The organism is Sphingobium vermicomposti, from assembly GCF_011762025.1.
Classification (GTDB): Bacteria; Pseudomonadota; Alphaproteobacteria; order Sphingomonadales; family Sphingomonadaceae; genus Sphingobium; species Sphingobium vermicomposti.
In genome coordinates, this window is sequence record NZ_JAASQR010000001.1 from 303,278 (window position 1) to 327,989 (window position 24,712).

At 63.2% G+C, this 24,712-nt stretch carries 19 protein-coding genes; 11 read left to right on the top strand and 8 right to left on the bottom strand.

The genetic code is table 11. The features are described 5' to 3' along the window. Window positions 1-38 precede the first annotated feature (38 nt). Window positions 39-1,730, bottom strand: coding sequence for a SulP family inorganic anion transporter (locus tag FHS54_RS01565; RefSeq protein WP_167302019.1), 1,692 nt, complete (start codon window positions 1,728-1,730; stop codon window positions 39-41). Next, window positions 1,727-2,047 (bottom strand): helix-turn-helix domain-containing protein, encoded by a 321-nt coding sequence (locus FHS54_RS01570; RefSeq protein ID WP_167302020.1) that lies wholly within the window; start codon window positions 2,045-2,047, stop codon window positions 1,727-1,729. Before FHS54_RS01570 ends, FHS54_RS01565 begins: the two co-directional genes overlap by 4 nt. A 322-nt stretch (window positions 2,048-2,369) precedes the next feature. Here FHS54_RS01570 and FHS54_RS01575 point away from each other — a divergent pair, with 322 nt between their 5' ends. From FHS54_RS01575 to FHS54_RS01595, 5 genes are all read left to right on the top strand, one after another. After that, the gene (locus tag FHS54_RS01575; protein ID WP_167302021.1) at window positions 2,370-3,968 is read left to right on the top strand and encodes a phosphoenolpyruvate carboxykinase; all 1,599 of its coding nucleotides are present in this window, start codon (window positions 2,370-2,372) and stop codon (window positions 3,966-3,968) included. Between the two features lie 166 nt (window positions 3,969-4,134). Next, the gene (locus tag FHS54_RS01580) at window positions 4,135-4,446 is read left to right on the top strand and encodes a DUF983 domain-containing protein (RefSeq protein WP_341785919.1); all 312 of its coding nucleotides are present in this window, start codon (window positions 4,135-4,137) and stop codon (window positions 4,444-4,446) included. Then, complete coding sequence (locus tag FHS54_RS01585) at window positions 4,443-4,961, top strand: GNAT family N-acetyltransferase (protein ID WP_167302022.1); 519 nt, start codon at window positions 4,443-4,445, stop codon at window positions 4,959-4,961. The genes FHS54_RS01580 and FHS54_RS01585 overlap by 4 nt, the downstream gene beginning before the upstream one ends. A gap of 354 nt (window positions 4,962-5,315) precedes the next feature. Further along, window positions 5,316-6,236: a spermine/spermidine synthase domain-containing protein gene (locus FHS54_RS01590; protein WP_167302023.1), complete on the top strand. Its 921-nt coding sequence runs from the start codon at window positions 5,316-5,318 to the stop codon at window positions 6,234-6,236. Between the two features lie 52 nt (window positions 6,237-6,288). Then, window positions 6,289-7,917 carry a Na+/H+ antiporter gene (locus FHS54_RS01595; RefSeq protein WP_167302024.1) on the top strand — a complete coding sequence of 543 codons (1,629 nt, stop codon included), beginning with the start codon at window positions 6,289-6,291 and terminating at the stop codon, window positions 7,915-7,917. A gap of 281 nt (window positions 7,918-8,198) precedes the next feature. Here FHS54_RS01595 and FHS54_RS01600 read toward each other — a convergent pair whose 3' ends face one another. The 5 genes from FHS54_RS01600 to FHS54_RS01620 all read right to left on the bottom strand — a co-directional run bounded on the left by FHS54_RS01600 (window position 8,199) and on the right by FHS54_RS01620 (window position 16,856). Further along, complete coding sequence (locus FHS54_RS01600; protein ID WP_167302025.1) at window positions 8,199-9,119, bottom strand: ArdC family protein; 921 nt, start codon at window positions 9,117-9,119, stop codon at window positions 8,199-8,201. A gap of 92 nt (window positions 9,120-9,211) precedes the next feature. Further along, window positions 9,212-11,224, bottom strand: a complete 2,013-nt coding sequence (locus FHS54_RS01605) for a ParB/RepB/Spo0J family partition protein (RefSeq protein ID WP_167302026.1) — start codon at window positions 11,222-11,224, stop codon at window positions 9,212-9,214. Between the two features lie 110 nt (window positions 11,225-11,334). Beyond that, entirely contained in the window at window positions 11,335-15,534 is a 4,200-nt protein-coding gene (locus tag FHS54_RS01610; protein WP_208404718.1) for a strawberry notch-like NTP hydrolase domain-containing protein, read from the bottom strand. A gap of 66 nt (window positions 15,535-15,600) precedes the next feature. Beyond that, window positions 15,601-16,467, bottom strand: coding sequence for a DUF7146 domain-containing protein (locus FHS54_RS01615; RefSeq protein ID WP_167302027.1), 867 nt, complete (start codon window positions 16,465-16,467; stop codon window positions 15,601-15,603). Between the two features lie 62 nt (window positions 16,468-16,529). Then, on the bottom strand, window positions 16,530-16,856 hold the full coding sequence (locus FHS54_RS01620) for a single-stranded DNA-binding protein (RefSeq protein ID WP_017183648.1): 327 nt from the start codon (window positions 16,854-16,856) through the stop codon (window positions 16,530-16,532). Window positions 16,857-17,522: 666 nt separating this feature from the next. Between FHS54_RS01620 and FHS54_RS01625 the strand changes: the two genes are divergently transcribed. The 5 genes from FHS54_RS01625 to FHS54_RS01645 all read left to right on the top strand — a co-directional run bounded on the left by FHS54_RS01625 (window position 17,523) and on the right by FHS54_RS01645 (window position 22,123). Further along, complete coding sequence (locus tag FHS54_RS01625; protein ID WP_167302654.1) at window positions 17,523-18,611, top strand: replication initiation protein; 1,089 nt, start codon at window positions 17,523-17,525, stop codon at window positions 18,609-18,611. A gap of 194 nt (window positions 18,612-18,805) precedes the next feature. Continuing rightward, window positions 18,806-20,008, top strand: a complete 1,203-nt coding sequence (locus tag FHS54_RS01630; protein WP_167302029.1) for an AAA family ATPase — start codon at window positions 18,806-18,808, stop codon at window positions 20,006-20,008. Window positions 20,009-20,056: 48 nt separating this feature from the next. After that, a complete protein-coding gene (locus tag FHS54_RS01635) occupies window positions 20,057-21,070 on the top strand; it encodes a ParB/RepB/Spo0J family partition protein (protein WP_167302031.1) in 1,014 nt (337 codons plus the stop codon). Between the two features lie 118 nt (window positions 21,071-21,188). After that, on the top strand, window positions 21,189-21,539 hold the full coding sequence (locus FHS54_RS01640; RefSeq protein WP_009824070.1) for an antitoxin Xre/MbcA/ParS toxin-binding domain-containing protein: 351 nt from the start codon (window positions 21,189-21,191) through the stop codon (window positions 21,537-21,539). Window positions 21,540-21,604: 65 nt separating this feature from the next. Continuing rightward, a complete protein-coding gene (locus FHS54_RS01645) occupies window positions 21,605-22,123 on the top strand; it encodes an RES family NAD+ phosphorylase (protein ID WP_167302033.1) in 519 nt (172 codons plus the stop codon). Here the strand turns inward: FHS54_RS01645 and FHS54_RS01650 are convergent. Beyond that, entirely contained in the window at window positions 22,120-23,286 is a 1,167-nt protein-coding gene (locus tag FHS54_RS01650; protein ID WP_167302035.1) for a hypothetical protein, read from the bottom strand. The genes FHS54_RS01645 and FHS54_RS01650 overlap by 4 nt on opposite strands. Window positions 23,287-23,508: 222 nt before the next feature. Here FHS54_RS01650 and FHS54_RS01655 point away from each other — a divergent pair, with 222 nt between their 5' ends. Then, window positions 23,509-24,669, top strand: a complete 1,161-nt coding sequence (locus tag FHS54_RS01655; protein WP_167302655.1) for a tyrosine-type recombinase/integrase — start codon at window positions 23,509-23,511, stop codon at window positions 24,667-24,669. The last annotated feature ends 43 nt before the right edge of the window (window positions 24,670-24,712 follow it).

The following is a 24,712-nucleotide window of genomic DNA, read 5'->3' on the forward strand; positions in this document are numbered from 1 at the left end:
GTTCAAAAAGCAGCATGGCTGATCGGGTGAGCCACGGACTAAACCGCTGGCACGCTGCGCCCTTGCCCGTATTTGTCATCGAGGAGACTGATCGCCATCGCCTGTGCGCTGGCATAGTCCGCCGCGTAGAAAACCTTGCCGGACGCACTCCCAAGATGAACCCGCTCAAGCATGGATCGCGGCTGTGGCTGCACGCCCGAAAGGATGACCTTTGAACCTGAAACACGCGCCTGTCCGACAAATTCCTCGAGCGCCTGGACCCCGCTGGCATCCAGTAGGGGCACGAGCCGCATTCGCAGGATGATGCTCTTCGGCGACGCCCCCACGCGCCGCAACGTGTCGAGAAGTTCGCCCGCCACGCCAAAGAAGAATGGGCCATTTATGCGGAAGACTTCGACACCTGCGGGCAGCGTATCGCGCTGATGCATGTCCTCAGAGTCGAGGTCCGGATCGATCTTGCCGCTCGTATCGACCTCCACGGCCTCCGCCATACGGGCCATGAACAGGAGCGAGGCCACGGTGACGCCTACGCCGATCGCAACCGTGAGATCGACGAGAACGGTCAGGCCGAAGGTCAGCAGGAGAACGGCGCGATCGCCGTTCGGCATACGCAAAAGCGCAAGGAAGCGCTTATACTCGCTCATGCCCCAAGCCACCATGAAAAGGATGGCCGCCAGCGCCGCCATCGGCACATAGGCCATCAGATCGGTGGCGAAGAGGCTGAAGAGAAGCAGGAACACGGCGTGCATGATCCCCGCCACCGGCGTCTTCGCGCCAGACCGGATGTTGGTCGCCGTCCGGGCGATCGCGCCTGTCCCCGGCAAGCCGCCGAACAGGGCAGAGCCAAGATTGGCGACGCCCTGCCCAATCAGTTCCTGGTTCGAGCGGTGGCGCGTTCCCGCCATTCCATCCGCGACGACCGCTGACAACAAGGCTTCGATGCCTGCCAGAAAAGCGATGGTGAATGCCGACGGGAGAACGTCGTTGATCTTTGCCAGGGAGACTTCCGGAAGGGAAGGCATGGGCAACCCCGCCGGAATGTCCGGAAATCGCGAACCGATCGTATCGACGGGGAGTTTGAGTACGGCTACCGCAACGGCGCTAACGACGACGGCGATGAGGAAGCCCGGCAACCTGGGTGCGAGCCTGCGCAGCGCGATGATGATCGCGAGTGATCCGGCCCCCACTGCCACGGTCGCCACGCTGACGGTCGACATCGCGCCAAAATAGACCTGCCACTTTGGAATGAAGTCCGCCGGCACCTTGTCGACCGCGAGACCGAGAAAGTCCTTCACCTGGCTCGACGCGATGATGACCGCGATCCCGGCGGTGAAGCCCGTCACGACAGGGTGCGGAATATATTTGATCATCTGGCCCAGGCGCAGCGCCCCGGCGAGGATCAAAATCACCCCGGCAAGCAGCGTGGCGATCAGCAATCCGTCATAGCCATGCTTGGCGATCACGTTGAATATCACGACCACGAACGCGCCGGTCGGGCCGCCCACCTGAACGCGTGATCCGCCCAGGGCAGAGATCAAAAAGCCTGCGATGACTGCCGTGACCAGACCTTTGTCGGGAGAGGCCCCGCTGGCTATTCCCAGCGCCATGGCCAAAGGCAGGGCGACGATGGCCACGGTCAGACCGGCAATCGCGTCCGCTCTGAACAAACTGGCCGAATAGCCCTCACCCAGGACGGTGACGAGCTTTGGTCGGAACAGGGCGGTTTTCACTGCCCTTCCACGTGTCCCGCCGTCTTATCATAGAGCAGCGACGAGCTTTGCCCGGACCGGGCGCCGTTGACAGTCTCGCGCAAACGAACCCCGCGCCCCACGCCTATGGCCGGTGCATGTTCGCCGATGAGTTCGATACCGGCGCGTTCCAAAGCGGTGATCACCTTGACCAGCGTATCGACGACACCGCGCACCTGGCCGTCTGACGCTTCCATCCGCTGGATGGTCGGCAACGACAGTCCGGCCAATTCCGCCAACTGACGCTGATCGAGACCTAGAAGGGCGCGGGCGGCCCGCATCTGCTGTGATGTGATCATAGTGACCCCTGATGTATGATACATCAAAATCCAGTATTAACAACTTAGGTGATGCTTGTATATATGGATTATGCCACGCCATGAGTTAGCTTGCGCCGAGCGCCTCGCGCTTCCGATCGCGCCCAGGAGAAGTCCATGATGGAGGACAAGAGACGCAGCCGTCGGCTGCGCGGCCGTCCCATCGCGCCGCGGCAACCGGCGCTCGCTTCTGCAACGCCGCCAGCACCGCCCCCGCCGTGCCAAGCTCGGGCTCAAGATATTTCCGGCGTCGCCCGCGGTGCTCCTCGATCAGCCCACGCCACCATCCGACCTGAGAGGCCCTATGACGCTCGCACTGACCTTCCCTGAGATCGCCATCAAGAATGGCGGTACGCTTCACGAAAACCTCGACACGGCGCAGTTGGTCGAAATGGCCATACAGCGGTCTGAAGGCCAGATGTCGGAGCATGGCGCGCTGGTCGTTGAAACAGGAAAGCACACCGGCCGATCGGCGCAGGATAAATTCATCGTCCGCGATGTCATCACCAAGGACGACGTGTGGTGGGGGGCTTCGAACAAGCCGATGACCGGCGAGAGCTTCGCGGCGCTGCGCGACGATTTCTTCAAGCATCTGGCAACCCTGGACGACGCCTTTGTCCAGGACCTGTTCGGAGGATCGCAGGCGGAGCACCGCGTAGGCGTTCGCGTCGTCACGGAGCTGGCCTGGCACTCGCATTTCGTGCGGACCATGCTCGTGCGGCCGACACCAGACGAACTCGCTCATTTCAAAGCTGATTACACGATAATCGACCTGCCGAGTTTCCGTGCCGATCCGGAGCGTCATGGCTGTCGTTCCGAAACGGTCATCGCCATCGACTTCATGCAGCGCCTGATCCTGATCGGCGGCACCGGCTACGCCGGGGAGATGAAAAAGGCCGTCTTCACAATTCTCAATTTCGTGTTGCCGCAGCAAAACGTGATGCCGATGCATTGCTCCGCAAACATCGGTGCGGAGGGTGATACAGCGATATTTTTCGGGCTATCCGGCACCGGAAAGACCACCTTGTCCGCAGACGCTTCCCGCACACTCATTGGCGATGACGAGCATGGCTGGTCCGATACGGCCGTCTTCAACTTCGAAGGCGGCTGCTATGCCAAGGTCATTCGACTTTCAGCCGACGCCGAACCGGAGATCTACGCCACCACCCGTCGCTTTGGGACGATCCTTGAAAATGTGGTGCTGGACCCGGAGACACGCAGTCTGGATCTGGACGATGCGTCTCTCGCGGAAAACAGCCGCGGGGCCTATCCGATTCATTTCATTCCCAATGCCTCGGCCGACAACATGGGTCCGGTCCCCAAGAACATCATCATGTTGACCGCAGACGCCTTTGGCGTGCTGCCGCCGATCGCCAAACTGACGCCTGAGCAAGCGATGTATCATTTCCTGTCGGGCTACACCGCGAAGGTGGCTGGCACCGAGCTGGGCGTGACCGAGCCCGAGGCCACCTTCTCGACCTGTTTCGGCGCTCCGTTCATGCCGCGCCATCCCAGTGTGTACGGCAATTTGCTGCGTAAGCGGATCGCGAATGGCGGCGTGGACTGCTGGCTCGTCAACACCGGTTGGACCGGAGGCCAGTACGGAACCGGCTCGCGTATGCCCATCAAAGTGACCCGCGCGCTGCTGAACGCCGCTCTTTCAGGCAAGCTCAAGCAGACCGAATTCCGCAAAGACCCCGTATTCGGCTTCGATGTGCCTGTGGTCGTCGAGGGCGTCGACCCCAGGATTCTGGACCCGCGCGCGACCTGGGCCAGTGCGAGCGACTATGATCAAGCGGCTCGGGGCCTCGCCGACCGCTTCCGCAGAAACTTCACGCAGTTCGTCGCGCACGTCGATGAGAGCATCCGCGCAGCCGCGCCCCCCGGTGTCTTTGGTGCCTGACCTGATGGTGTCGCCCTTCGATCGACCGCCACCGAAGATCGAAAGCGTGCCCACTCACGAGAGCGATGGTTCAATCGCGCCGCCAGTGCTTCCATCTTCAGGGGTGGAAGCTATCATTCGCGGTGCGCGCGGCTCTTGCCCCAGATGCGGGCAGGCGAAGCTTTTCTTGCGCTTCCTGAAACCGGTGCGGCAGTGTCCGCACTGTCATCAGGACTGGACTCCGCAGCAAGCGGATGACTTTCCGGCCTATGTGTCGATCCTCATTACCGGGCACCTCATGGCGCCCGTGATCATCGCGCTCGTTAGAGATACGCAGTTGCCGTTGGGCGCGCTCGTCGCGATCGTCCTGCCACTCGCCATCATCTTGATGATCGCGCTGCTACAACCCGCCAAGGGCGCGATTATCGCCGTTCAATGGTGGTTTGGCATGCATGGCTTCACCAGGGAGCGGCAAGAGGCCGTCGATAACGACCCATGATCGAGGTTCGACCAATCGAAGGCACCGAAATCAACGACGCGGTCGTTCTTTGGAAAGCCTGCGGCTTGGTGCGCCCGCATAACGATGCAGCCGTGGATGCAGCGCAGGCGCTCAAAGGGCAGAACGCGGCGATAATTGGCGCCATCGCAGGCCAACATCTGATCGGCGCGGCAATGATCGCGTGGGACGGAGCCCAGGGCTGGATCTCCTATCTGGGAGTGGAAAGGGCTTTTCGCCGATGGGGCCTCGGCCGAAAGCTTGTTCGCGTATGCGAAGATTGGCTTGGGCAGTCTGCCCCATCACATATCCAATTGATGGCACGCGCCGAGACCGACGAGGCCGCCCGGTTTTACAAGGGCATAGGCTATGAGGAAAAAACGCCCGGCGTCCTTTTCCAGGCGTCCGCCAATGCGATTCTGATCGCAATGGCGATGTTCAAAGCATCATGCGGCAAGCGCCACTCCCCAGCCTTTCCGGGGTACTTTCGTGACCAGGAACAAATGGACTTCACTTAAGCGATGATCCCGCACCCCAACCTCAAACCGACAGCTCGGAACAGTGAGTTTTTCTCCGCCCGCATGCGGGCCTCACTGGCTGAAGCAAATGCGACCGACCTTCCCAATGTGCGGGAGAGGGCGCTTCGCGCTGCCGCGGCATGGCAAGAAATGTATGAAAAGGCCCAGCAATTCGAAAGACGACAGGTCCGGTGAGTGTCCGCGCCATCGCTCTGGCATCAAAGTCTTTTGATAAGCTCGATCTTCAAACGGAGATTCAAATGGTTATTTTCACCATCATCGTCATCTCGATATTGCTCCTGGTCCTGTTCTTTGCCGTGACCATTGCCGGTGGGCGTGCCCATGATCGGCAGAATGAGCGTCGCGACCGTGACAGATGATTGTCCCGACAGCTTCGACGGTTCGGGCTACGCCGTCCGTGAATGCGACGAACTCCTCGCCGGCGGCAGAAGCGAGACTGCGGAAGTAGACGCGTTTCTCGACCACATCGACGAGATCGACCGCGAGCAGCGGTGGCACGCCCGGTTCGGGGCGCCTGTCGAGGATTTCGAGCATGAGAATGACGGCGCCTTCATTGCTCCGCTGGTGTTCGAACTCGGCGACATCCGCAGTCTGCTGGCGAACTGGGCCTATGTGCAAAGCGCGATGAGCATCAGCGATCCTTTCCGCCTCATGCTCGACTATACCAGGGCCATGATGGCGTTCCTGCTTTTCAAACCACTCCTGAGTTCCATCGAGATCATTGGCTTGGGGGGCGGATCGCTCGCCAAATATTGCCACAAATACTTGCCGGACTCTGCGATCAGGGGCGTGGAAATCGACCCTGACGTCATCGCGGTTGGCGATCAGTTCTGCATGCCGCAGGCAAGCGAGCGTTTTGAGACCATCTGGGCTGATGGCTTTGACTTCGTCGCGCAGGACGAGCGCAAAGCCGACATCATCCTGATCGACGGTTTCGGCAAGCATGGTCAGTCACCTCAGCTCTGTTCGCTGGAATTCTACCGCGCTTGCCGTTCACGATTGAACCCCGGCGGTATTTTTGTGGCAAATCTGTGCGACCATCCTTGGAAGCACCTCCCAATGTTGGCGCGCATGCGCGAGTGTTTTGGCCAGATTGCTACCCTGCCGGTCGAGGAGGGAAGGAATCGCATTGTGTTCGCCTTCAAGGACAGAGACCTGCACTTCGATCGCGATGGACTAGTTGAGGCCGCGAAATCACTGGAGCTAACTCACCCATTACCGCTCGTCTCGTTCGCCGAAGAATTGCTCTGGTGATCCGGAAGGCCGGTTAGGGATTCAGGAAAACAATCAATATTAGGGAAAATCGTTGCAAACCATCACGCTTGTTCTGTCTTTGCTCTTTGCCGTGGTGGTGAGCGGTATCCTGGCCCGGCTGCTGCCGTTTTCAATGCCGCGTCCTCTCGTTCAGATCGCGCTAGGCGCCATTATCGGCCTCGTCGCGGACTGGCGCGTGACGCTCGATCCCGAAATCTTCTTCCTGCTCTTCCTGCCGCCGCTGCTCTTCCTCGATGGGTGGCGTATCCCGCGCGAGGATCTGTTCAAGGACGGATCGACCGTCCTCGAGCTTGCCCTTGGGCTGGTGGTGATCACGGTGCTGGGAATGGGCTTCTTCATCAACTGGCTTATCCCCGCGATACCTCTGGCCGTCGCCTTCGCGCTGGCAGCCGTAGTCTCCCCGACCGATCCGATTGCCGTATCCGCGATCGCAAAGCGCACGCCCATTCCCAAGCGGATGATGCATATCCTGGAAGGGGAATCCCTGCTCAACGATGCTTCGGGCCTTGTCTGCCTGCGCTTTGCCATAGCCGCGGCGCTGACCGGAACTTTCTCGCCTGGCGATGCGGCGTTCAACTTTCTCTGGGTCGCGATCGGTGGAATCGCCGTCGGCGCCGGCCTGACCGTGATCGTCGGATGGGCGAAAACGGTGGTAACACGGCACCTGGGAGAGGAGAGCGGGTCGCAAATCCTGATCAGCCTGCTAATCCCCTTTGGGGCCTACCTCATCGCTGAGCATCTGCATTGCTCCGGCATCCTGGCAGCCGTTGCCGCCGGGCTTGCCATGGGGTTCGTCGAGGCCAGAGGCAACGCTCTTGCAATGACCCGGATACGCCGGACGACGGTCTGGGATATGATCCAGTTCACCGCGAACGGCAGCATCTTCGTCCTGCTGGGCGAACAACTGCCGACGATCCTCGCTGGCGCAGCCGACACGGTGAGATTAACCGGTCATCATGAACCTTGGTGGCTCATCATCTATGTGCTCGCGATCAATCTGGGGCTCGCGGCGCTTCGCTTCGCCTGGGTGTGGTTGTCTTTTCGCCTTACTCTGTTTCGGCAGCCCGAAGACCGAACCCGGCCCAATTGGCGGATAATCGGTGCAATGTCGTTCGCTGGCGTGCGTGGCGCGATCACGCTTGCGGGTGTGCTGACGCTTCCCCTTGCGATGTCTGACGGCGGCCCGTTCCCCGCACGCGATCTCGCGATCTTCCTGGCGATGGGCGTGATTATCGTCTCGCTGATCGCTGCATCGATCGGATTGCCGATGATGATGCGCGGTCTTGAGATGCCGGCCGAACCGGCAGGCGACGCCGCAGTGGAGGCCGCGCGGATCGCGGCGGCCGAAGCGGCAATCGCCGAGATCGAGCGCACCCAGCACCGCTTGGCCGATGGCAGGAAGGATGCCGATGCCTATGTCATCGTCGCCTCACACCTGATGGATTTGTATCGGGAGCGCATCGATCATCAAACGAACCTGCCCGAGCAGAAGCACATCCGTCGTCGTGACGAGAGGATTGAGCACGAACTACGCCTTGCCGCGCTCAAGGCGGAGCGTCAGGAAATCTTTCGCCGCGTTCGCAGCCGTGAACTGGGCAGCGAGGCAGCGCGCAAGCTTGTTCGGGAGCTCGACTTTTTCGAAGCGCGGCTTGCAGTTTAAGCTCCCGACCGGATTGGGTTCCACTCATCATCGTTTCAGAAGATCTCACCTGCGCCAATATGCAGCGCAGCACGGGTGAGCGTGACGCCGCGCGGCACTTCCCGTATCCGCCAATGACGGGATCCTGCGTGAGCTGACATTCCCGCGACATCATCAGAACGGCTTGAAGTGGTCGGGAGTAGACATCTGGCGTTTGCCGACCACTCCCGGAAAGGCACAGACTGTGGTCATTGGATCCGCCATCGCGACGATCACATGAACAGGCAATACTATCGACCAGCTCAAGCGGCTGCCTGCTCATCCACATCCTCGCGGGCAAGAGCTGTTGCGCGCAGCAAGTAGCCCGCGGCTTCCTCTGCCCGCGCCGCCGCCGTGAGCAAGGCACGATTATCCCTGCGCAGAATCGAAAGCCAGGAACCGATATAGGCCGCATGATCGTCGAGATGGGTGGTTGGGAGACCCACATCGGCGCCAACCAGCGCTGCCGTCAGTTCGGCGACCAATTCCTCGAAAGCATAGGCCTGATCGCCGAAGCGCTTGCCGAAGGATCTGGCAAGCCGGTCCGGATGACCCGTCCAGTGACCAGCCTCGTGCGCGAGCGTGGCCGCCCATGCAGCACGCGTGTCGAACTGTTCGACGGGCGGCATCGTGATGAGGTCTGCGCGCAGGTTATAATAGGCGCGATCGCCTCCGGTCCGCAGCCGCGCCGGCAGGCAATCGACGAAGCGTTGTGCCCGCGTATCGAGCTGGTCGCCAGGTGGGACGAGCGATAACGGTTCTGGATAGAAATCGGACGGCAGCGCGTCGATCTGGTCGGCATTGAAAACCGCATAGGACCGCATCACCCGGCGATGCTCATCGACAAGCTCGCCTGGGCGTTCGCTGGAATCGACCTGCTTCGAATAGGCCTTGTAGAAGATTGCAAATTGCGCCTGCTCACCGGCACGGACCTGCCCGCCAAGGGTCTGCGCCTGACGGTAGGTCATCCAATGGCGTGACCGATAACCGCATTGCTCAGCAGCCAGCCACAGCCAGAATGTATTCATGCCGCGATAGGGCTCGCCATTGGCGCGCAGCCGGCGTCCTTGCCCGGCGCATGATCGCCAGGGCCGCACCCAGGGGCGCACACCGGCCTCGAGCCGGTCAATGATGGCGCGCGTGATGGTCTCGGCCGGCGAGGGACGGCCCGATGATTGGGTCATGATGAATACTCCGCGAAAGAGCGGCGGTCTCAGCGCCGCCGATGAAGGGCGGCGGGCGACACGAAAGCGCCGCCCGCCGTTAGGCGTTCGCCTCAGGCCGCCTGTTCGAGGTCGTCAGCATCGCCATCGGGGGCGATCTCCCCTGCCCCGTCGTCGCTGTCGTCTTCGTCGCTGAGGAAGGCGGAATAGCTGCGGAAGCCTTCGGGCTTCTCCACCGCGCCAAACCGCATCTCGTCGGGCAGCCAGCAGAGCGCCTTTTCCCGGACTTCGGCCTCGACGATGCCCTGCCCCGAACAAAGCGCAGCGCAGGCATTAGCAAGCTCACCCTTCTTGGCGTCCTTGTATCGGCCGCGCAGCACCGGCCCGCCGATCTCGTCGAGCGCTTCGAGCATGACGTCCTTCTTCACCCGCCCAAAGAAGTTCTGGGCATCGGGCCGCCACCATTGCGCGACATCGATGTCGAGCAGCCGTCCGAGATGATCGTGAAAGCCGTTGCGACGCCCGCCGTCATCGACGTTGAGCGTCGGTTCGAGTGCCTGCGCCATGACATGAGCGAGCCAATCGGCGCGGGCCTGTTCATCCAGTTGCCGGAAGGCATCGAAGCGGGACGACAGCGTGTTCGCGCCTGCCCAGCTCACATCGAGCGCCTGGCGCTGTTCGGCGAGAACATTGCTCGCCGCGCTACCTTCATCGCGGAAGCTGACGATCGGGAAGCTCGCGGCAGCCGCCTGCAGCGTCGAGTGGTCACGAACATAGCTGCTGGCGAACACCGTCCGGTGCGCCATCAGGAATATCGTGAGATCGAGCGCGAACCCGGCATCCGAGGCGACATGGGCCGCCAGGATCTGCCGCCGCTGGGTCGCGAGTTCGTCAACCAGCGTCGCGCTGAGCCGGGAAGCAGCGGCTTTGCCGGACGGCGTCTCGGATTCGTCGTCCTCGCCCGCCTGACGAATGGCGCGCTCGCTGAACATGCGGTTGTGCACCCGCGGGGTGCCGTCAGGGGCAAGATAGATGAAGGTGCCCAGCTGGTCCTTGACCGCATCGTCGACCATCGTGCGCGCCGCCTCGATCGCATCGAGTTCCCGCTCGATGTCGGCGAGCCGTACCGAAGCCGCCTCGGCCTCGGGTGTGCCGTCCTCAAGTTCGGTTTCCAGTTCGCGGATGAGCGCATCGCCCTCGTCGGAAAGACTGTCGACGCGATCCTGCTCATCCTCGCTCAATTCGCGCAGCGCTGGATGATATTCGTGGAGCTGGCACTCCATGTCATAGGGCACATGCGTCGCGAGGACCGGCGTCACGAATGCCAGCTTCTGCTCTGCGGCGAGTGCTTGTGCCGCTGCCTCGAGCTTCTGGGCGGCAAGCTGCTCGATGATCTCCACGTCGATCCAGCTTTCGTCCGCATCATCGCCGAACAGGTCGCGCTCGATCCGGCCGCCTGCACCGATATAGGCGTCGCGACCGACAAACCGCGCCTTCGCGTCGGCCGCCTTGACCGTTCCGTTGAGGAGCGCACGGCGGACATTGTCGGGATTGTCACCATAATAGGACCGGCTCATGCTCTCGAACACACGTGCCTGGCGGTCGACATCGGGCGTGACGGCATAAGCCTGCGCGACCCCGAGCGTGATCTCGCCTGCGGCAAGCGCCGCGAAGACGACGGGAGCCAGTTCGGCAAGCCGGACCCGCTGCTCGACGAAGCGGGTCGTAACCCCGAAGCGTTTCGCCACATCCTCGCCGCTCGCCCCCCGTTCGAGGAAATGCTTGAAGGCCGAGCATTCATCCGCCGGGTTCATCGCGACGCGGTGGAAATTCTCGGCAAGGCTCGCTTCGGCCGATCCGGCATCATCCTCAAGCACCAGCACCTGAACCTCATGGTCCGCGGCAAGCCGGTTCGTCTCAATCAGGCGTTGGAGCGCCCGCAGGCGGCGGCCGCCCGCCTTGACGGTGAAGTGCCCCGCCTTTTTGAGCGGCGCGACCACGAGATTCTGCAACAGGCCATGCGCCGCGATATTGTCGGCCAGGCTGTCGAGGTCGGCATCGCGATTGGATTTGCGGACATTGTCCTTCGAGAGCGAGAGGTTCTTGACCTTCACGGACTGGATCATCGGTTGTCTCCTTCGAGGGTTGCGCCGACCCGTCGGCCGGCTTGAGCCACTCAGGCCCACCCGGCCGAAGGCCCCCTCCCCTCTCTTCGATCGCTTGACGATTCCGCTGTTCAGCCCGCAATCTCGCCGAGGATCTCGACGGCGCGGCTCGGGGGGACGAAGAGCCGCGTGCGGTGTTGGATGATCTCGGTGAAGCAGCCCGCCGCCTTGAGATGAGGAAGGGCTTCGGACTTCCAGTCGAGCAATTCGAGGCGATGGTCGCCGGCGACCAAGGCCCGCTTCAGCCGAAGCGACCCGATCGGCATGATCTCGCCCGAGGTGCGAACGTGCTCGACCCGCGCGCCTAAGTCGATCTCGACATGGGCGGCAATGCCGAATGCGCTGGCGATCCGCTCCACCAGCGGCGCCGGGATAAGACGCCCGAGAAGCGACTGGCCGTCATCGCTTGTCAGCCGCCAGACCTGGACATGATCGTCGGGCAGCCTTCCCCAGACCGGGAGAAGCAGGCCGGTGACCAGATAGATGATCTGCGTGCGCGTCTGCGCGGCCATTACGTCGCATTCGGCCTGCCAGGCATTGTCAAAGCTCGCGCGGTCCGCGTCGGTCCAATGGGTTTCGGCGAAGAGGTCCTGCCGGTGCCGTTCGGTGCGCGTTGGACGTACCAGCTCGTAGCGGCGCACGGTCCGCCCCTCTTCGTCCGTCAGCGAGAAGGTCGGGCGGCAAATGGCGGCCTTACCGGAACGCGGGTTGATCAATCGGCGTGCTTCCGGGTCGGCCAAAAGCCAATGCGCGCGCTCCAAGGTCAACGGCCGATATCGCTCCTCGGTTTCGATGCGCAGGACTTCGGTTTCGGCACCGCTCACGGGATCGCGCCGGATCACCGTGCGGTCGAGGATCGAAATGCGATCGGCGGAGATCGTCTCGACGCCAAGATCGAGGGTGCCAGCCTCGCGCGCCTTTTCCACCCGTGCTTCGATCAAGCCCAGATATTCGTCGAAGATCGCGTTCTGGAGCTCGATGCGCAGCGCCAGAATGCGGTTCAACCACCGCTGGATCGTGGGCAGAGTCTCGGCGAGCCCACCGCCCTCGCCCGTCAGGTTCAACCCGGTGAGCGCCTGGAACTGATCGAAGCGCACCGATTGAAGCTTCCCCTGGAACAGCAGGCGAAACCACTGGTCGAGCGATTCCCGCGCGAAGTCGGACTCCAGATTGTCACGAGGGTCGAAAAGTCCCTGTCCGCCGGTCTGGCGCTGACCGCGGGTTAGTGCGCCGAGGCTGTCGAGGCGTCTGGCAATCGTCGAGATGAACCGCCGTTCGCCGCGGCAATCGGTGGAAACGGGCCGAAACAGGGGTGGGCAGGCTTGGTGGGTGCGGTGCGTGCGGCCCAGCCCCTGGATCGCCGCGTCAGCACGCCAACCGGGCTCGAGGAGATAGTGAATGCGGCGCCTCTGATTGAGCGCGTCGAGGCTGGCATGATAGCTCCGTCCCGTGCCGCCGGCGTCGGAAAAGATCAGGATGCGCTTTTCGCCGCGCATGAAGCTGTCGGTCTCCGCGAGATTCGTGCGCGCGCTGCGCCGTTCGATCCGCTGACGGCCCTCGGCATCGACAATGATCCGCCGGCTGCGGCCCGTCACCTCAGCCACCGCCTCCGTCCCGAAATGCCCGATGATATGATCGAGCGCCGAGCCGATCACTGGTAGCGCACAGAGTTGCTCAAGGAGCTGGTCGCGCATGGCGATCGCTTCCCGGCACAGCACCGGCTGCCCCGCCTCGTCGATCATCGGCTCCGAACGTAGCGTGCCGCTATCGTCGGTATAGGTGCGCATCTGGCGCACCGGAAAGGCCGCCGTCAGATAGTCGACCAGGAATTCGCGCGGGGACAGCTCGATGTCGAGCCAGGCGCGCTCCTCGGGGGACAGGTCGGCAAGGGCACGATCGAGCATCGCTTCCGACGTCGACACGAGCTGGACGACGGCGCAGTCGCCGCGCGCGAGATCGGCGGTGATCGCCGGGATCAGCGACGGCAGCTTCATTGACAGCAGGATCTGGCCGAAGAAGCGTTGCTTGGTCGATTCGAAGATCGACAATGCCGCGGCCTTCGCGCCGCTATTATAGGTGGCACCGCTGAAGCCGTCGGTGACGCGCGTGGCGGCGAGCGCGGCCTGCAGATTGTTGTGAATGATCGCCCAGGCATCGGCATAGGCATTGTAGACGGCGATCTGTTCTTCGCTGAGCCGATGCTCGAGGATGTCATATTCGACGCCGGCGAAGCTGAGCGCCCGCGCGGCATAGAGGCCCTGCGCCTTGAGGTCGCGGGCGATCAACTCCATCGCTGCGATGCCGCCGCGGCGAAGCGATTCCACGAAGGCCCGCCGGTCGGCAAAGGCCGTCTGCGGTCCCCACAATCCGAGGCGTGTCGCATAAGCGAGGTTGTTGACGTCCGAGGCGCCCGTCGCCGAGGCATAGAGGATCCGGGCGCGCGGAGCAAGATTTTGGAGCCGCACGCCGGCGACGCCCTGTTCCGACCCTTTCGTGGCGCCGAACCGGCCCTCGCCACCGGCCACCCCGGCCATCTCATGCGCCTCGTCGAAGACGATGACGCCGCTGAAATCCCCACCCATCCATTCGATCAGCTGGCGCAGCCGCGTGCCCCTGTCACCGCGGTTGGAGCGCAGGGTGGCATAGGTCAGGAAGAGGATCCCATCGCCCAGCGCGATCGGGGTGCCGAGCTTCCACTGGTTGAGATGCTGGATGTCGAGCGGCAAGCCGCCAAGCGCCGACCAGTCGCGCCGCGCGTCTTCGATCAGCGTCTCGCTCTTGGATATCCAGAGGTGGCGACGGTTGCCGCGCAACCACTGGTCGAGGATCACGCCGGCCACCTGCCGCCCCTTGCCGGCGCCCGTGCCATCGCCAAGGAAAAAGCCGGTCCGATAGGCGTTGCCGGCCTCTGCCGGCGACAGCGAAAGACCCTCCTCGCTAGATAGGAACCGGCCCGGAAGGTCGCGCTCGAACGCCGCGCCAGCGTAGATCAGCGTTTCGAGCTGCGCGTCCGAGAGCAGGCCGTCGTCCAAGATCCTGGCCGGCAGCACGGGTTCATAAGCGACCGGGGGTGCGGCAATCGATCCCATTGCCTGCGATTCGACCAGCGCGCTTGGGTGCTCACGGGCATCGGCAATCAGCAGACGGCTCGGGCGATAGGGCAGGTAAATCCCTTGTGGTTTGCCCGCGGGCGCCGGCGCGTCGAGACGGTGATAGGCGACCGCGCGGGTCTTGGGCAGGGTCACCGCCACACGCGAGCTTACGGGGCGGGTCCGCCGCGTGAGGCCCCGGAACAATCCGCTGGGGCGGAAGATCGGTTGCGGCGTGGGGGCGCACGGGGTCGCCATGGCATCGATGGCCGCGAGCGCAGCGCCGAGCGTCGTACAGGTCTGGCGCGGGACCGAGCCCCCTGCCCCGCCCTTTTCGAGGAGAATGAGCTGAACCGCTTGCCCGGTGCCATGCTTGGCGTAGGCATTGGGCGGCAGGTCGAGATGCAGCCGGAGATGCGCGGCTGCGGTGGCGTGCAGCCAATCCGCGTCCCCTGTCTCGATGCGATCGGGAAGAATGACGGCGCAGCGCCCGCCTGGAGCAAGCCGCAACAGCGCGGAGCGCAAGTGGCGAAGCGCGGCATGACGGTCGCGCCCCCGTCCCTGGCTCCGCGAGAAGGGCGGGTTGATGAGGACGACGCTCGGCACCAGTTGCGGATCGAGCATGTCGTCGATCAATTCGCCGTCATACGTGCTCAATATGCCCTCGGGAAGGGCATGACGCAGCAAACGCGCGCGCCAGGCATCGATCTCATTGAGAAGAAGACGTGCACCGGCAAGATGGGCGTGTGCGGCAAGGAGGCCCGTCCCGGCCGAGGGCTCGAGCACGATATCGCGGGCCGTAATCGCGGCGGCCTTGGCGGCAAGGAAACCGATCGGCGCCGGTGTCGAGAATTGCTGGAACGCTACTTGCGTTTCGCTCCGCACGCTGTGCGTGGGAAGCGCCGCCGTCATGGCGATCAGCTGGGCGAGCCGCACATTCGCATCTGCCGGGAGTGTCGTGTTCTTCAGATGGAGGATCTGCGCGAGTTCGAGCACATCATAGGCGTCGCGCAATGACCATGAGCCATCCGCGCTCGAGCCACCGAAGGCGGAGGTCATCCCGGCAAGGAGGTCGTTACGTGCAACCGGACAGCCTTCGGACAGCCGGTCGGCTATGCCTTGAGCAGCGGTCCGGGCGGGATCATCGAGCAGCAGCGTGAGCGCGAGGGGTTGTGTGGCCATGGGGTATCTCCAGGTCTGACACCTGGCATCAGCGCCAGGTCATCAGCCTGAAGGCCCCCTCCCCTCTCAGGCCGCCTCGGCGGCTCGGCGGGCACGCCAAGCATCATTCCAGTCCGCATGCCGTTCCGGGAGGCGGAGCACCAGTTCGCGTCCATGGGCTGTGAGATGCGACCGGGCCTTTTTGAGCATGGCGGCAGCGGCGGCGCCGCGGTCGCCATAGACGATGATACGCTTGACCCGTTCGGGGATGGCGACGAGCCCAAGGCGCTCGACCCCGCCCAGCGCCCAAGTCGGCGTTCCGAACCAAGCCATTGCTGAAAGGGCGTCCTCGATGCCTTCGGCAAGGCCAAGCTCCTCGTCGGCTTGCGCCAGACGAATGGCCGCGTTGCCAAGCAGGCCAAGCGCAATCTTCGGCTTTGGCAGAGGCTTGTGCAGGATATCGGCGAGATCAAGGCAGGTCCGCTGGACGGCCACGACGCCCAGATCATTCTCAACCGCGGCGATCATCGCTGGAAAGAATCGGCGCCGCTCACCGGCGCCCACGATGGTGCGGGGATTGTAGCGCAGGCAACGCGGATAGGGAGGCGGCAGACCGCGCGCCGCCAGATAATCGGCCGCTGGAGAGTCGGCGATGGGCTGGCTCGCCTTCCATAGGCGCAGTGCAAGACCGCGATGGTCCGCGGCCGCCTTCGGGCGCGGCATGGTGAGCGGCTCGGCATCGTGAAGTTTGCGCCGGCGCAAAGCAGCTAGAACATCGCGCGTGTCGCAGCCGGCAAAGCAGTGGAACAGGATCGCCCGCTCGCCTAGGCGGACCGACAGGCTGGGACCATGATCGTCATGTGCCGGGCAACGGCATTCGCCGCGTGTCCCGCGCCAGGTTCCGCCCAGGGCTTCGACAATGGTTTTGGCGCGATGGGGGGCAGCTATGGGCATCGACTAGTCCTTGCAAAGTGGTGGCGCGCCGCTGCTGATTGCGCCCTCCCCTCCCCGGCATTTCAGCCAGGCATGCCCTTGGCTGCGAGGATACCGAATTCCTCGACGATGCGATCGGTTGTGTAATGGGTCACGCCGTCGCGTTCATAGGAGCTGTCCTTAAGCCGCCCGGCTATGCGCACGAGGTCCCCGACTTGGGCTCGGTCGGCGATATGCTTTCGCTGGCCCTCGCTGAAGACGCTCACGCGGTTCCAGTGACTGTCCTCCTGCCATTCGTCATCGTCGCCCTTGCGGCGGTAATTCGCGCAGACCGACAGCAGAGTGACTTTCGGCCGCGCATCGATTTCCCCGATCCGGCCGATGATCTCGAACTTGGCGAAGTTGATCATGCGCCCTCCATTCGTGACGTCCTTTGGGTGGCAAGCCTATCGTGGACGGCCAAGTTCGCGTATCCCTCCAGGCAGGGGGATTGAAGGTTTGCTTCAAGCGCAGTGCCAATCGCTTTCTCAAAATAAAAATATCAAAACGCCGCTGCTCGCAGCGGAAGCTTTTCCGATTCAAAAGGATTCAGATTCGGGAAGCCGAAAGCCCAGCGTTTCTGCGGGGTTGAGCAAGCCTATCCTGACCGGACGGGGGATTTTGCCTGCCCTTGTGGGGGCTCATTCCTGACCGGACGGGGGATGCAACCTGACCGGTTGGGGCTTTCCTGACCGCATGGGGGCCAGCCTCTATTGGGCGCGATTCGCTTTCAATACCGTCCGTCAGGGACGTTCTTCGGCATCCGCGGGGCCGTTTGCGGGGGTCAAATCGCTTTGAAACGCGACTCGGCGCACTTCCTTGTGTTTTGCTGCTTCGGGGCGAAGTTCTATCCTGACCTCTTGGGGGCCGGAACCGCCGTATATCCTGCCCTGACTTGACGGAAGAGGACAGGTCAGGCAGATTTTCTTCCACGCCGGACGAATCGGTGCAGACTTCATGGCATGGATGACGAGCAAGCCCTAAATCACGCTGTAACTCCCTCCCCCGCCGGTGATGATGCTTCTCCAGGGCGGGCGATGCGAGTGGCTGCCGCCCTGCAGGCCAAGGGCGGTAACGAGTTCGCCAAGCCCGGCAGCATAGTCGAGGTTAAATTCGTCAAAGGCCAGTCGCTGAGCCTGACCGCTTCGCGTTTGCTTGCGCTGATGATTTTGACTGCGGGCGGTGACGCCTGGGAGGACCGCCCGCACAGAATGCGAAAGGCGGACATTCGCCGCGGCCACAAGGGCAATGAGCGCATTTCGGATATGCTCGAGGAACTGCATCGCACGCTTTTCGCGGTCGATGATAAGTCCTGGCGCGGCAAAAAGGCGACGCTGCGCTTTTCTCTGATCTCGTCATCGCGCGAAGAAGTGGAGGACGAGGCGGGCGCGGAGGCGGGATGGATCGAGTGGGAATTCACGCCCGAGGCTCGGAAACTGATTCAGGAATCGGAGACTTATGCGGTCCTGAACCGGCAGGCGGTGCTCGGCTTTCGGTCGACCTATGCGCTAAAGCTATACGAGGTCGGGGCGTTGCGGCTGCATCGACGCCAGTCGCTATGGAAGGGCGACATGACCGCACTGCGTGCGCTGCTGGGCATCGCGCCGGACGTTTACAAGGACTTTGCGCAGCTGCGCCGCAAGGTTCTCGAAAAGGCGAAGGCCGAAATCGACCAGCTCGCTCATTTCCGCGTGGAGTGGCGGGAAATTCGTCAGGGTCGAACCGTCACCGAGATCGAATTTCGTTTTGAGCCAAAGGATGCGCCTGAGCAGATAGCAACCGTGGATGAAATTGCCCGACACTCTGCGGGGAGGAAGGCGAGGCGCGAGGACGAGGTCGAGACTGTGGCCGTCGAGGCCGTCACGCAGGCGGCGGTGGCGGCCTTGGTGTCAAAGGATAAGACTGGAGCAGGGGAGGTCACCTTCCCGACCGGCACGATCCGATTTGGGTCGGACACGCTCGCGGCCATTGGCCGTTCGGCCGGCGGTGGTTGGGACATCGATCTGATTGCCGACGCCTATCGCGCGCAGATGGGTGAGAGGCTTGCGAAGCTGAAGGGCGCCAAACTGATCGCGTCTTGGACCGGCTTTTGCGAGAGCTTTCTGGCGCGGCGCGGACGCCCTTGAGCTGAAATTGCACCGGTGCAATTTCAGGGTGGCTAGCCCCCAAGAGGTCAGGTTCTAGGCGTGCACGAGAGGCTGGCGGCGCAATTCGAGGCAATTCGGCCGACCGGGTCTACTCACTTGCGAAAATAAGCCTTTCATTGACCTAAAAGTGCAAATTGAGCTATGCCCCCTACAGTTTCGCAAGGGGGCCTCTCTTGGCTGCATCACTCGATATCGAGGGCACGCAGGATCTGCTGTCCGTCTCAACGCTTGCACAACGGACCAGCTCTGTTCTCGAGCGGCTGCGCGACTCTGCGCGTAGCGCCCGGGCGGACGAACGGCGCGAGCCCACCTTCCCGATCGGTAAAGCGGCCGAACTGGTCGGCCGAACCGCGGCGGCCATTCGCGATGCCGAGAAGGACGGCCGCTTGCCGCCGCCTCCGCGAACCGAAAATAACCGGCGCGTCGGTTATACCCTGGCGCAGCTCAACGACATGCGGGGATTGTTCGGCACCCGGCCTTGGCGGGCCGCCACCGACCCCTGCTGCGTCATCGCCGTGCAGAACTTCAAGGGCGGGGTCGGGAAATCGACCCTGTCGGTGCATCTGGCCCAATATCTCGCGATCAAGGGCTACCGGGTGGCCCTCATAGATTGCGACAGCCAGGCGTCCGCAACGACCCTGTTCGGCTATGTTCCCGACCTCGACCTAACCGAGGAGGACACGCTCTATCCGTTCCTGCGGCACGACGACATGGAGTCGCTCGATTACGCCCTGCGCAAGACTCACTTCGACGGCCTCGAGCTTGTCCCGGCTAATCTCCGGTTGTTCCAGTCGGAATATGAAATCGCGGCGCGTATGGCGCGCGGGCAGGGGAACCTGATCGACCGCATGGCACAAGGCATTGCGAGCATAGCCGATCGGTTTGATGTCGTTGTTCTCGACCCGCCGCCGGCGCTCGGCGCGATCTCGCTTTCGGTCCTGCGTGCGGCCAATGCGCTCGTCGTGCCTGTACCACCGACGGTGATGGACTTCTCCTCCACTGCGGCCTTTCTCGCCATGCTCGACGAAACCATCGAGACGCTGGCCGATCGCGACTTGGCGCCGTCGCTGCAGTTCCTTCGCTTCGTGGCCTCCAAGGTCGACGAGAACAAGTCGATGCAGAAGGAACTTCTGAACCTGATGCGGACTCTTTTCGGCCACGCGATCGTGCGCACACCGCTCAAGGATTCGGCGGAAATCGACAATGCGACGGCGCGGTTGATGACCGTCTACGAGCTTGATGGACCTGTCACCAGTTCGGCGGTGCGTAACCGCTGCTTGGCCTATCTCGACGGCGTAAACAGTGAAATCGAGGTCGACATCCGGTCGATGTGGCCGAGCCATCTGGCACGGCTTCGCAAGGAGGGACTCGCGTGATGCGAGCAAAAATTGCACCGGTGCAATTCCGGGTAGAAGGGCGGAACGATGAGCAAGAAAAACGCCAACTTCGCGGCTGATCTGGTCGCTGGAATCGACCCCACGCCGCAAGCCTCGACCCCTCGGCGCCCGGGCATTGGCGCGAGCGTATTGGCGGGTCGAGAAAGTCGGCTTGCCGAGTTGGCGACGGGCAGTGTCGTCTCACGCACGCATGAACTCGTCGATCCGGCACGCTGCCGAATGTGGGCGGGGCACAACCGCGAATATGCGCTCCTCAACGAGGAACGGTGCGCCGATCTCATCGAAAGCATCAAGGCGCAGGGCAAACAGGAAATGCCCGCCATCGTCCGGCGGGTGAAGGACGATCCTGCTGTCGATTTCGAGGTGATTTGCGGCGCGCGCCGGCATTGGACAATCAGCTGGCTTCGTGCCCATAACTATCCGGATTTTCGGTTCCTCGTCGATATCCGCAACTTGACCGACGAGGAGGCGTTCCGGCTTGCGGACCTCGAGAACAGGGCGCGCGATGATCTTACAGACCTGGAACGCGCGCGCGACTATTTGCGCGCCCTCGACGCCTATTATGAGGGGCGCCAGAAGGTCATGGCCGAGCGAATCAATGTCACGGAAAGCTGGCTTAGCCGCTATCTTGACCTGGCACGGCTGCCGGCGGAACTGATGGCTGCGTTCGCCCTGCCTCAGGATTTACGGATCAAGCATGTCACCGCGATCAAGCCTCTCTTGAAACCGGAGGACCGGCGTCAGCGGGTGTTTTCCGAGGCGACGCGGCTCGCGGAGGTACAGGCTGAGCGCGCGGTGCCGATGCCGGTTCCTGATGTCATCCGCGCGCTCGCTTTGGCGGCTGATCCCCCCAAGAGGTCAGGATCCCCCAAAAAGTCAGGAAAGCCGGAAACGATTGTGTCTGATGGGGGCAAGCCCCTGTTGAAGGTGGAGGCGGTGGATCGCAAGGGTCTCAAGCTGACATTGCTCCCGCATGCCGGCGGTACACGGGCTGAAGCGGAGGCGGCTTTGAAGGCGCTGCTGGATCGACATTGGGCCTGATTTCTTCGGCGTGCTGAAACTGTGAGCTCGGCCGCGGAGGCGTTGTGATCCGCACACGCCGATTGATTCATTGAAACGACACGCTTTTGGGTGCATATAATAGGCAAGGAGTGCACTCATGCTTGCCGCATTTTTGGACGATATTCGTGAGGGCGACATGATCGCGCCGCGCCGCATGGCGGAACGCCTGCGCCTGCCGATGACGCGCCTATCGCGCCTTGCTCACCTCAATCGCAACACCATGACCACACACCCCGGCAGCCCGGCTGTGCAGGCCAAGCTGGGGGAAATTGCCCGGATCATCGCGCGTGCTGCCGACCTGGCCGGGGATGAAGGCAAGGCGATCATCTGGTTCAAGCATCAGCCTCTGCCCGGATTTGGCAAGACAGCTGAGGAATTGGTCGAGGATGGCCATGCTGATGTCGTGATCGAGGATCTCGATCGTATGGCCGCCGGTGTCTATTCCTGACGCGATTCACTCTGGTTTAGAGGCTTGACCGTGGCCGTGTTTCCGCCCGCTGGTATTGCGGTGCAATGACCTATGCTCTTGCGCCGTTGTCGCTTCCGCTCTGGCGGATGATCGGGATCCGCCATCAGTTCAGTCCGACGTCCGGGGAGGGCGCGCGGCTCTATGGCGGTCGCTGGAATCCTAAGGGCGTTCCGGCTATCTACCTGGCTGCAGATGCGGTCACCGCAGTAGCGGAATATTATCAGGGACTGCCGAAACCCGGAACGCTTGTTCCTTACTATCTCGACGCCGCAGCCATCGCGGATCTCACTACCAGTACGGCGGAGTCATGCGACACACGTGTCGAGGATGCCCTTGAGGCAAACTGGAAAGCCATGGCGTTTCTTGATCGCGAGACACCGCCGAGCTGGGTGCTGACGGACGAGCTAATTGCGGCGGGTGCGCAAGGCGCGTTGGTGCCGTCAGTCCAGAATCCGGGCGGGTGGAACCTGGTGCTGTGGCACTGGCATGAGAAGGATAAGCAGGGGGAAGGAGCGGTGCTGACTGTTCTTGATCCTGACGATACCCTGAAAGCTCCCCGCTAGACTTGGTCCGAACTGTTACCGAGCAGCCGGTCGATCTCGGCCATCGCCGCATCGAATTCGGCCAGCGCCGGACCGGGCAGGATCGAAGCCTGGGTGAGCGAGGTGGACCCCGAAATCGCCCGTGGTTCTTGCGAGACAAGCAGAACCTTGCCCTTGACCGTTTCCCGCCGCGCCAGGCCCGCTGCCACGAGGGCGTCGCCAATCGCATAGGTGCCGCGCCGACTGACTCCGAACGCTGAGCCGATCTGATCGAGCCCGAGCGGCGCGAACCCGGCGAGCAAAGTCCACACCTGCGGTGCCCGCGCACTCGATCGCAGGTGCCCCAGCTGCTCGCCGATCAGCGCCGCGCGCTTCCGCGCGTCCGCGACCAGGTTTGAAAGCCGCGTAGCGCTGGCGTGCAGGCTGTGAGCGGCCAGCAGCGCGCGTTCGCCGGGCCAGAGCTGCGGCTGCAGCGCTTGCGCCGTCACGGCGCCCGGGCAGGGGAGGGGGAGCCGCCACGTCCCGCACGCGCTCAGCACCCGCCCCAGCGCCGCATCGACCGCCCAGAGCGGGGTACGTGGGGCTGCCTGCTCGACCGCGACCTTACGCCCGCTGAGCGAAAAGCTCCGCACCGTGCGCTCTACCGGCGCGAACAGGGGATCGGCACGCAGCAGGGCGCTGAGACGGGCCAGACCGGTGAAGGGCAGGGCGGAATCGTCGTTCATGCTGGCCTGTTTGGTCAGGTCGGCGGCCTTCGCCAGCGCATCGTCCCCCAGCGCGTCTTCGGCATGGGCTGGACGGTCGGCGCCGAAACGGGCGGCGGTCGCGATCGTCTGCGCGGTCCTCGCCAATGGTTCCCAGGGGTGGTGGCCCAGTTCAGCCAGCAGGGCGCGGACCAGGGCATAGGCGGAGCAGGCCGTGAGGGGGGTCTCCTGGGGTGGGCGGTCGAGCCCGGCAAACCAGGCGTTGAAGCGCAACGCCGCGTCGGCGAACCCTGCCTGAGCGAGCGCGGATAAGAGCGCCTCGCGCACGAGGCTCAAGCCAAACAGCTGCTTTTCGGGTCGCGTGAGACCCGCGAGCAGCCCGTCGAGGCGGCCGAGTGCGAGCGCGCATTCGGCCTGGGCGAACGCCAATTCTTCGGGCGAAACATCCGCATCGGCGGCAAGGGGATGGACGGCCTCCATGCCGGAATGTGTACTGAAGCACAGAACGCTGCACAACTACTCTGACGGTCGGTAGATTAACATGCGATAATTGCAGTTATCACGTAAGCATAATTGACGTCTTTCCATAAAGCGGGCTACTGGCGGGCCATGGACGCGAGCAGGGCAGATGGGCGCGAAAGCGCCGAAAACGGCGGTGTGACCGCGCCCGGCGGTGCGATCGTCACCCTGTCGGCCGCAACTATGCCCGACATTGCCTGGACCGTGACCCAAATGCGGGCTGGGGAACGCGTCGTCGTCAACGAAGAGCTGATTGCGGCGTATCAGTCCGCCAGCTCACCGCACTCTATCCGCGCGCTGAAATCGGACCTCGAAGCGTTCGACCTGTGGTGTCGGCGCACGGGCCGGATCGCGCTGCCGGCGACACCCGAGATCGTCGCCGACTATCTCGACGCCCGGGCGGGGCAGGGGGCGAAGCCCGCCTCGCTCGGCCGCTACAAGGCGTCGATCGCCAAAATCCACCAATTGCTTGAGCTCAAGGACCCGACCCAAGCCGAACTGGTCAAGCTGCGGCTCCGCGCGATCCGACGCGATAAGGGCACCGCTCAGGCGCAGGCGCGACCCCTGCGGTTCAAGGGGCCGGTCCGCGACGTCGCCGCCGAAACCCCGCGCGGGCTCAATGTCCGCGCCCTGCTCGAAGCCTGCAGCGAGGATCTGCCCGAACTGCGCGATCGCGCGCTGCTGTCGGTCGCCTATGACACCGGCCTGCGCGCCTCGGAACTGGTGGCGGTCTGTGTCGAACATATGCTCGACGCGCTCGATCCCGAAGCCCGGCTGCTCGCCATCCCGCGCGCCAAGGGCGACCAGGAAGGGGAGGGGGCGACCGCGTTCCTCAGCCCACGCTCGGTGCGCGCGATCACAACGTGGATGGAGGCCGCCGGCATCGAGGCTGGCCCGCTGTTCCGCCGAGTTCAGGTGCGGCGCTATAAGGCGCGCGCTGCGGTGAAGAAGCGGACGCTCGCCAGCATCTCGGGGCGCGAGATCTGGGATCTGCGAAAGACCCTGCCGAAGAAGGCCGTTCCCGCCCGGGTAGAATATGATGTGGGGGAGGGGGCTCTCCGTCCGGGATCAATAGGGCAAATCTGGCGCGCTATGATCCAGCGGGCCTTCAGGCGCGGTGCTCTAAGCGATCTGACTGCTGATGACCTGGAACGGCTGCTCAAGGGGGTCAGCGCGCATTCGACGCGGGTGGGACTCAACCAGGACCTGTTCGCCAGCGGCGAGGATCTCGCCGGCATCATGGATGCGCTACGCTGGAAGAGTCCGCGCATGCCACTCGCCTATAATCGCAACCTTGCCGCCGAAGCAGGGGCAGTTGGGCGGCTGGCCCGAAAACCGGAATGAGGGGGTAGGGATAGAACTGGCGCGCCTGGCGGGATAATGGGCG

What these genes read in the sequence shown, in the direction of transcription:
- FHS54_RS01570 (WP_167302020.1), bottom strand. Translation starts at nt 2,047, where the DNA reads ATGATCACATCACAGCAGATGCGGGCCGCCCGCGCCCTTCTAGGTCTC.
- FHS54_RS01575 (WP_167302021.1), top strand. Translation starts at nt 2,370, where the DNA reads ATGACGCTCGCACTGACCTTCCCTGAGATCGCCATCAAGAATGGCGGT.
- FHS54_RS01585 (WP_167302022.1), top strand. Translation starts at nt 4,443, where the DNA reads ATGATCGAGGTTCGACCAATCGAAGGCACCGAAATCAACGACGCGGTC.
- FHS54_RS01590 (WP_167302023.1), top strand. Translation starts at nt 5,316, where the DNA reads ATGAGCGTCGCGACCGTGACAGATGATTGTCCCGACAGCTTCGACGGT.
- FHS54_RS01600 (WP_167302025.1), bottom strand. Translation starts at nt 9,119, where the DNA reads ATGACCCAATCATCGGGCCGTCCCTCGCCGGCCGAGACCATCACGCGC.
- FHS54_RS01605 (WP_167302026.1), bottom strand. Translation starts at nt 11,224, where the DNA reads ATGATCCAGTCCGTGAAGGTCAAGAACCTCTCGCTCTCGAAGGACAAT.
- FHS54_RS01610 (WP_208404718.1), bottom strand. Translation starts at nt 15,534, where the DNA reads ATGGCCACACAACCCCTCGCGCTCACGCTGCTGCTCGATGATCCCGCC.
- FHS54_RS01615 (WP_167302027.1), bottom strand. Translation starts at nt 16,467, where the DNA reads ATGCCCATAGCTGCCCCCCATCGCGCCAAAACCATTGTCGAAGCCCTG.
- FHS54_RS01620 (WP_017183648.1), bottom strand. Translation starts at nt 16,856, where the DNA reads ATGATCAACTTCGCCAAGTTCGAGATCATCGGCCGGATCGGGGAAATC.
- FHS54_RS01625 (WP_167302654.1), top strand. Translation starts at nt 17,523, where the DNA reads ATGCGAGTGGCTGCCGCCCTGCAGGCCAAGGGCGGTAACGAGTTCGCC.
- FHS54_RS01635 (WP_167302031.1), top strand. Translation starts at nt 20,057, where the DNA reads ATGAGCAAGAAAAACGCCAACTTCGCGGCTGATCTGGTCGCTGGAATC.
- FHS54_RS01640 (WP_009824070.1), top strand. Translation starts at nt 21,189, where the DNA reads ATGCTTGCCGCATTTTTGGACGATATTCGTGAGGGCGACATGATCGCG.
- FHS54_RS01645 (WP_167302033.1), top strand. Translation starts at nt 21,605, where the DNA reads ATGACCTATGCTCTTGCGCCGTTGTCGCTTCCGCTCTGGCGGATGATC.
- FHS54_RS01650 (WP_167302035.1), bottom strand. Translation starts at nt 23,286, where the DNA reads ATGGAGGCCGTCCATCCCCTTGCCGCCGATGCGGATGTTTCGCCCGAA.
- FHS54_RS01655 (WP_167302655.1), top strand. Translation starts at nt 23,509, where the DNA reads ATGCCCGACATTGCCTGGACCGTGACCCAAATGCGGGCTGGGGAACGC.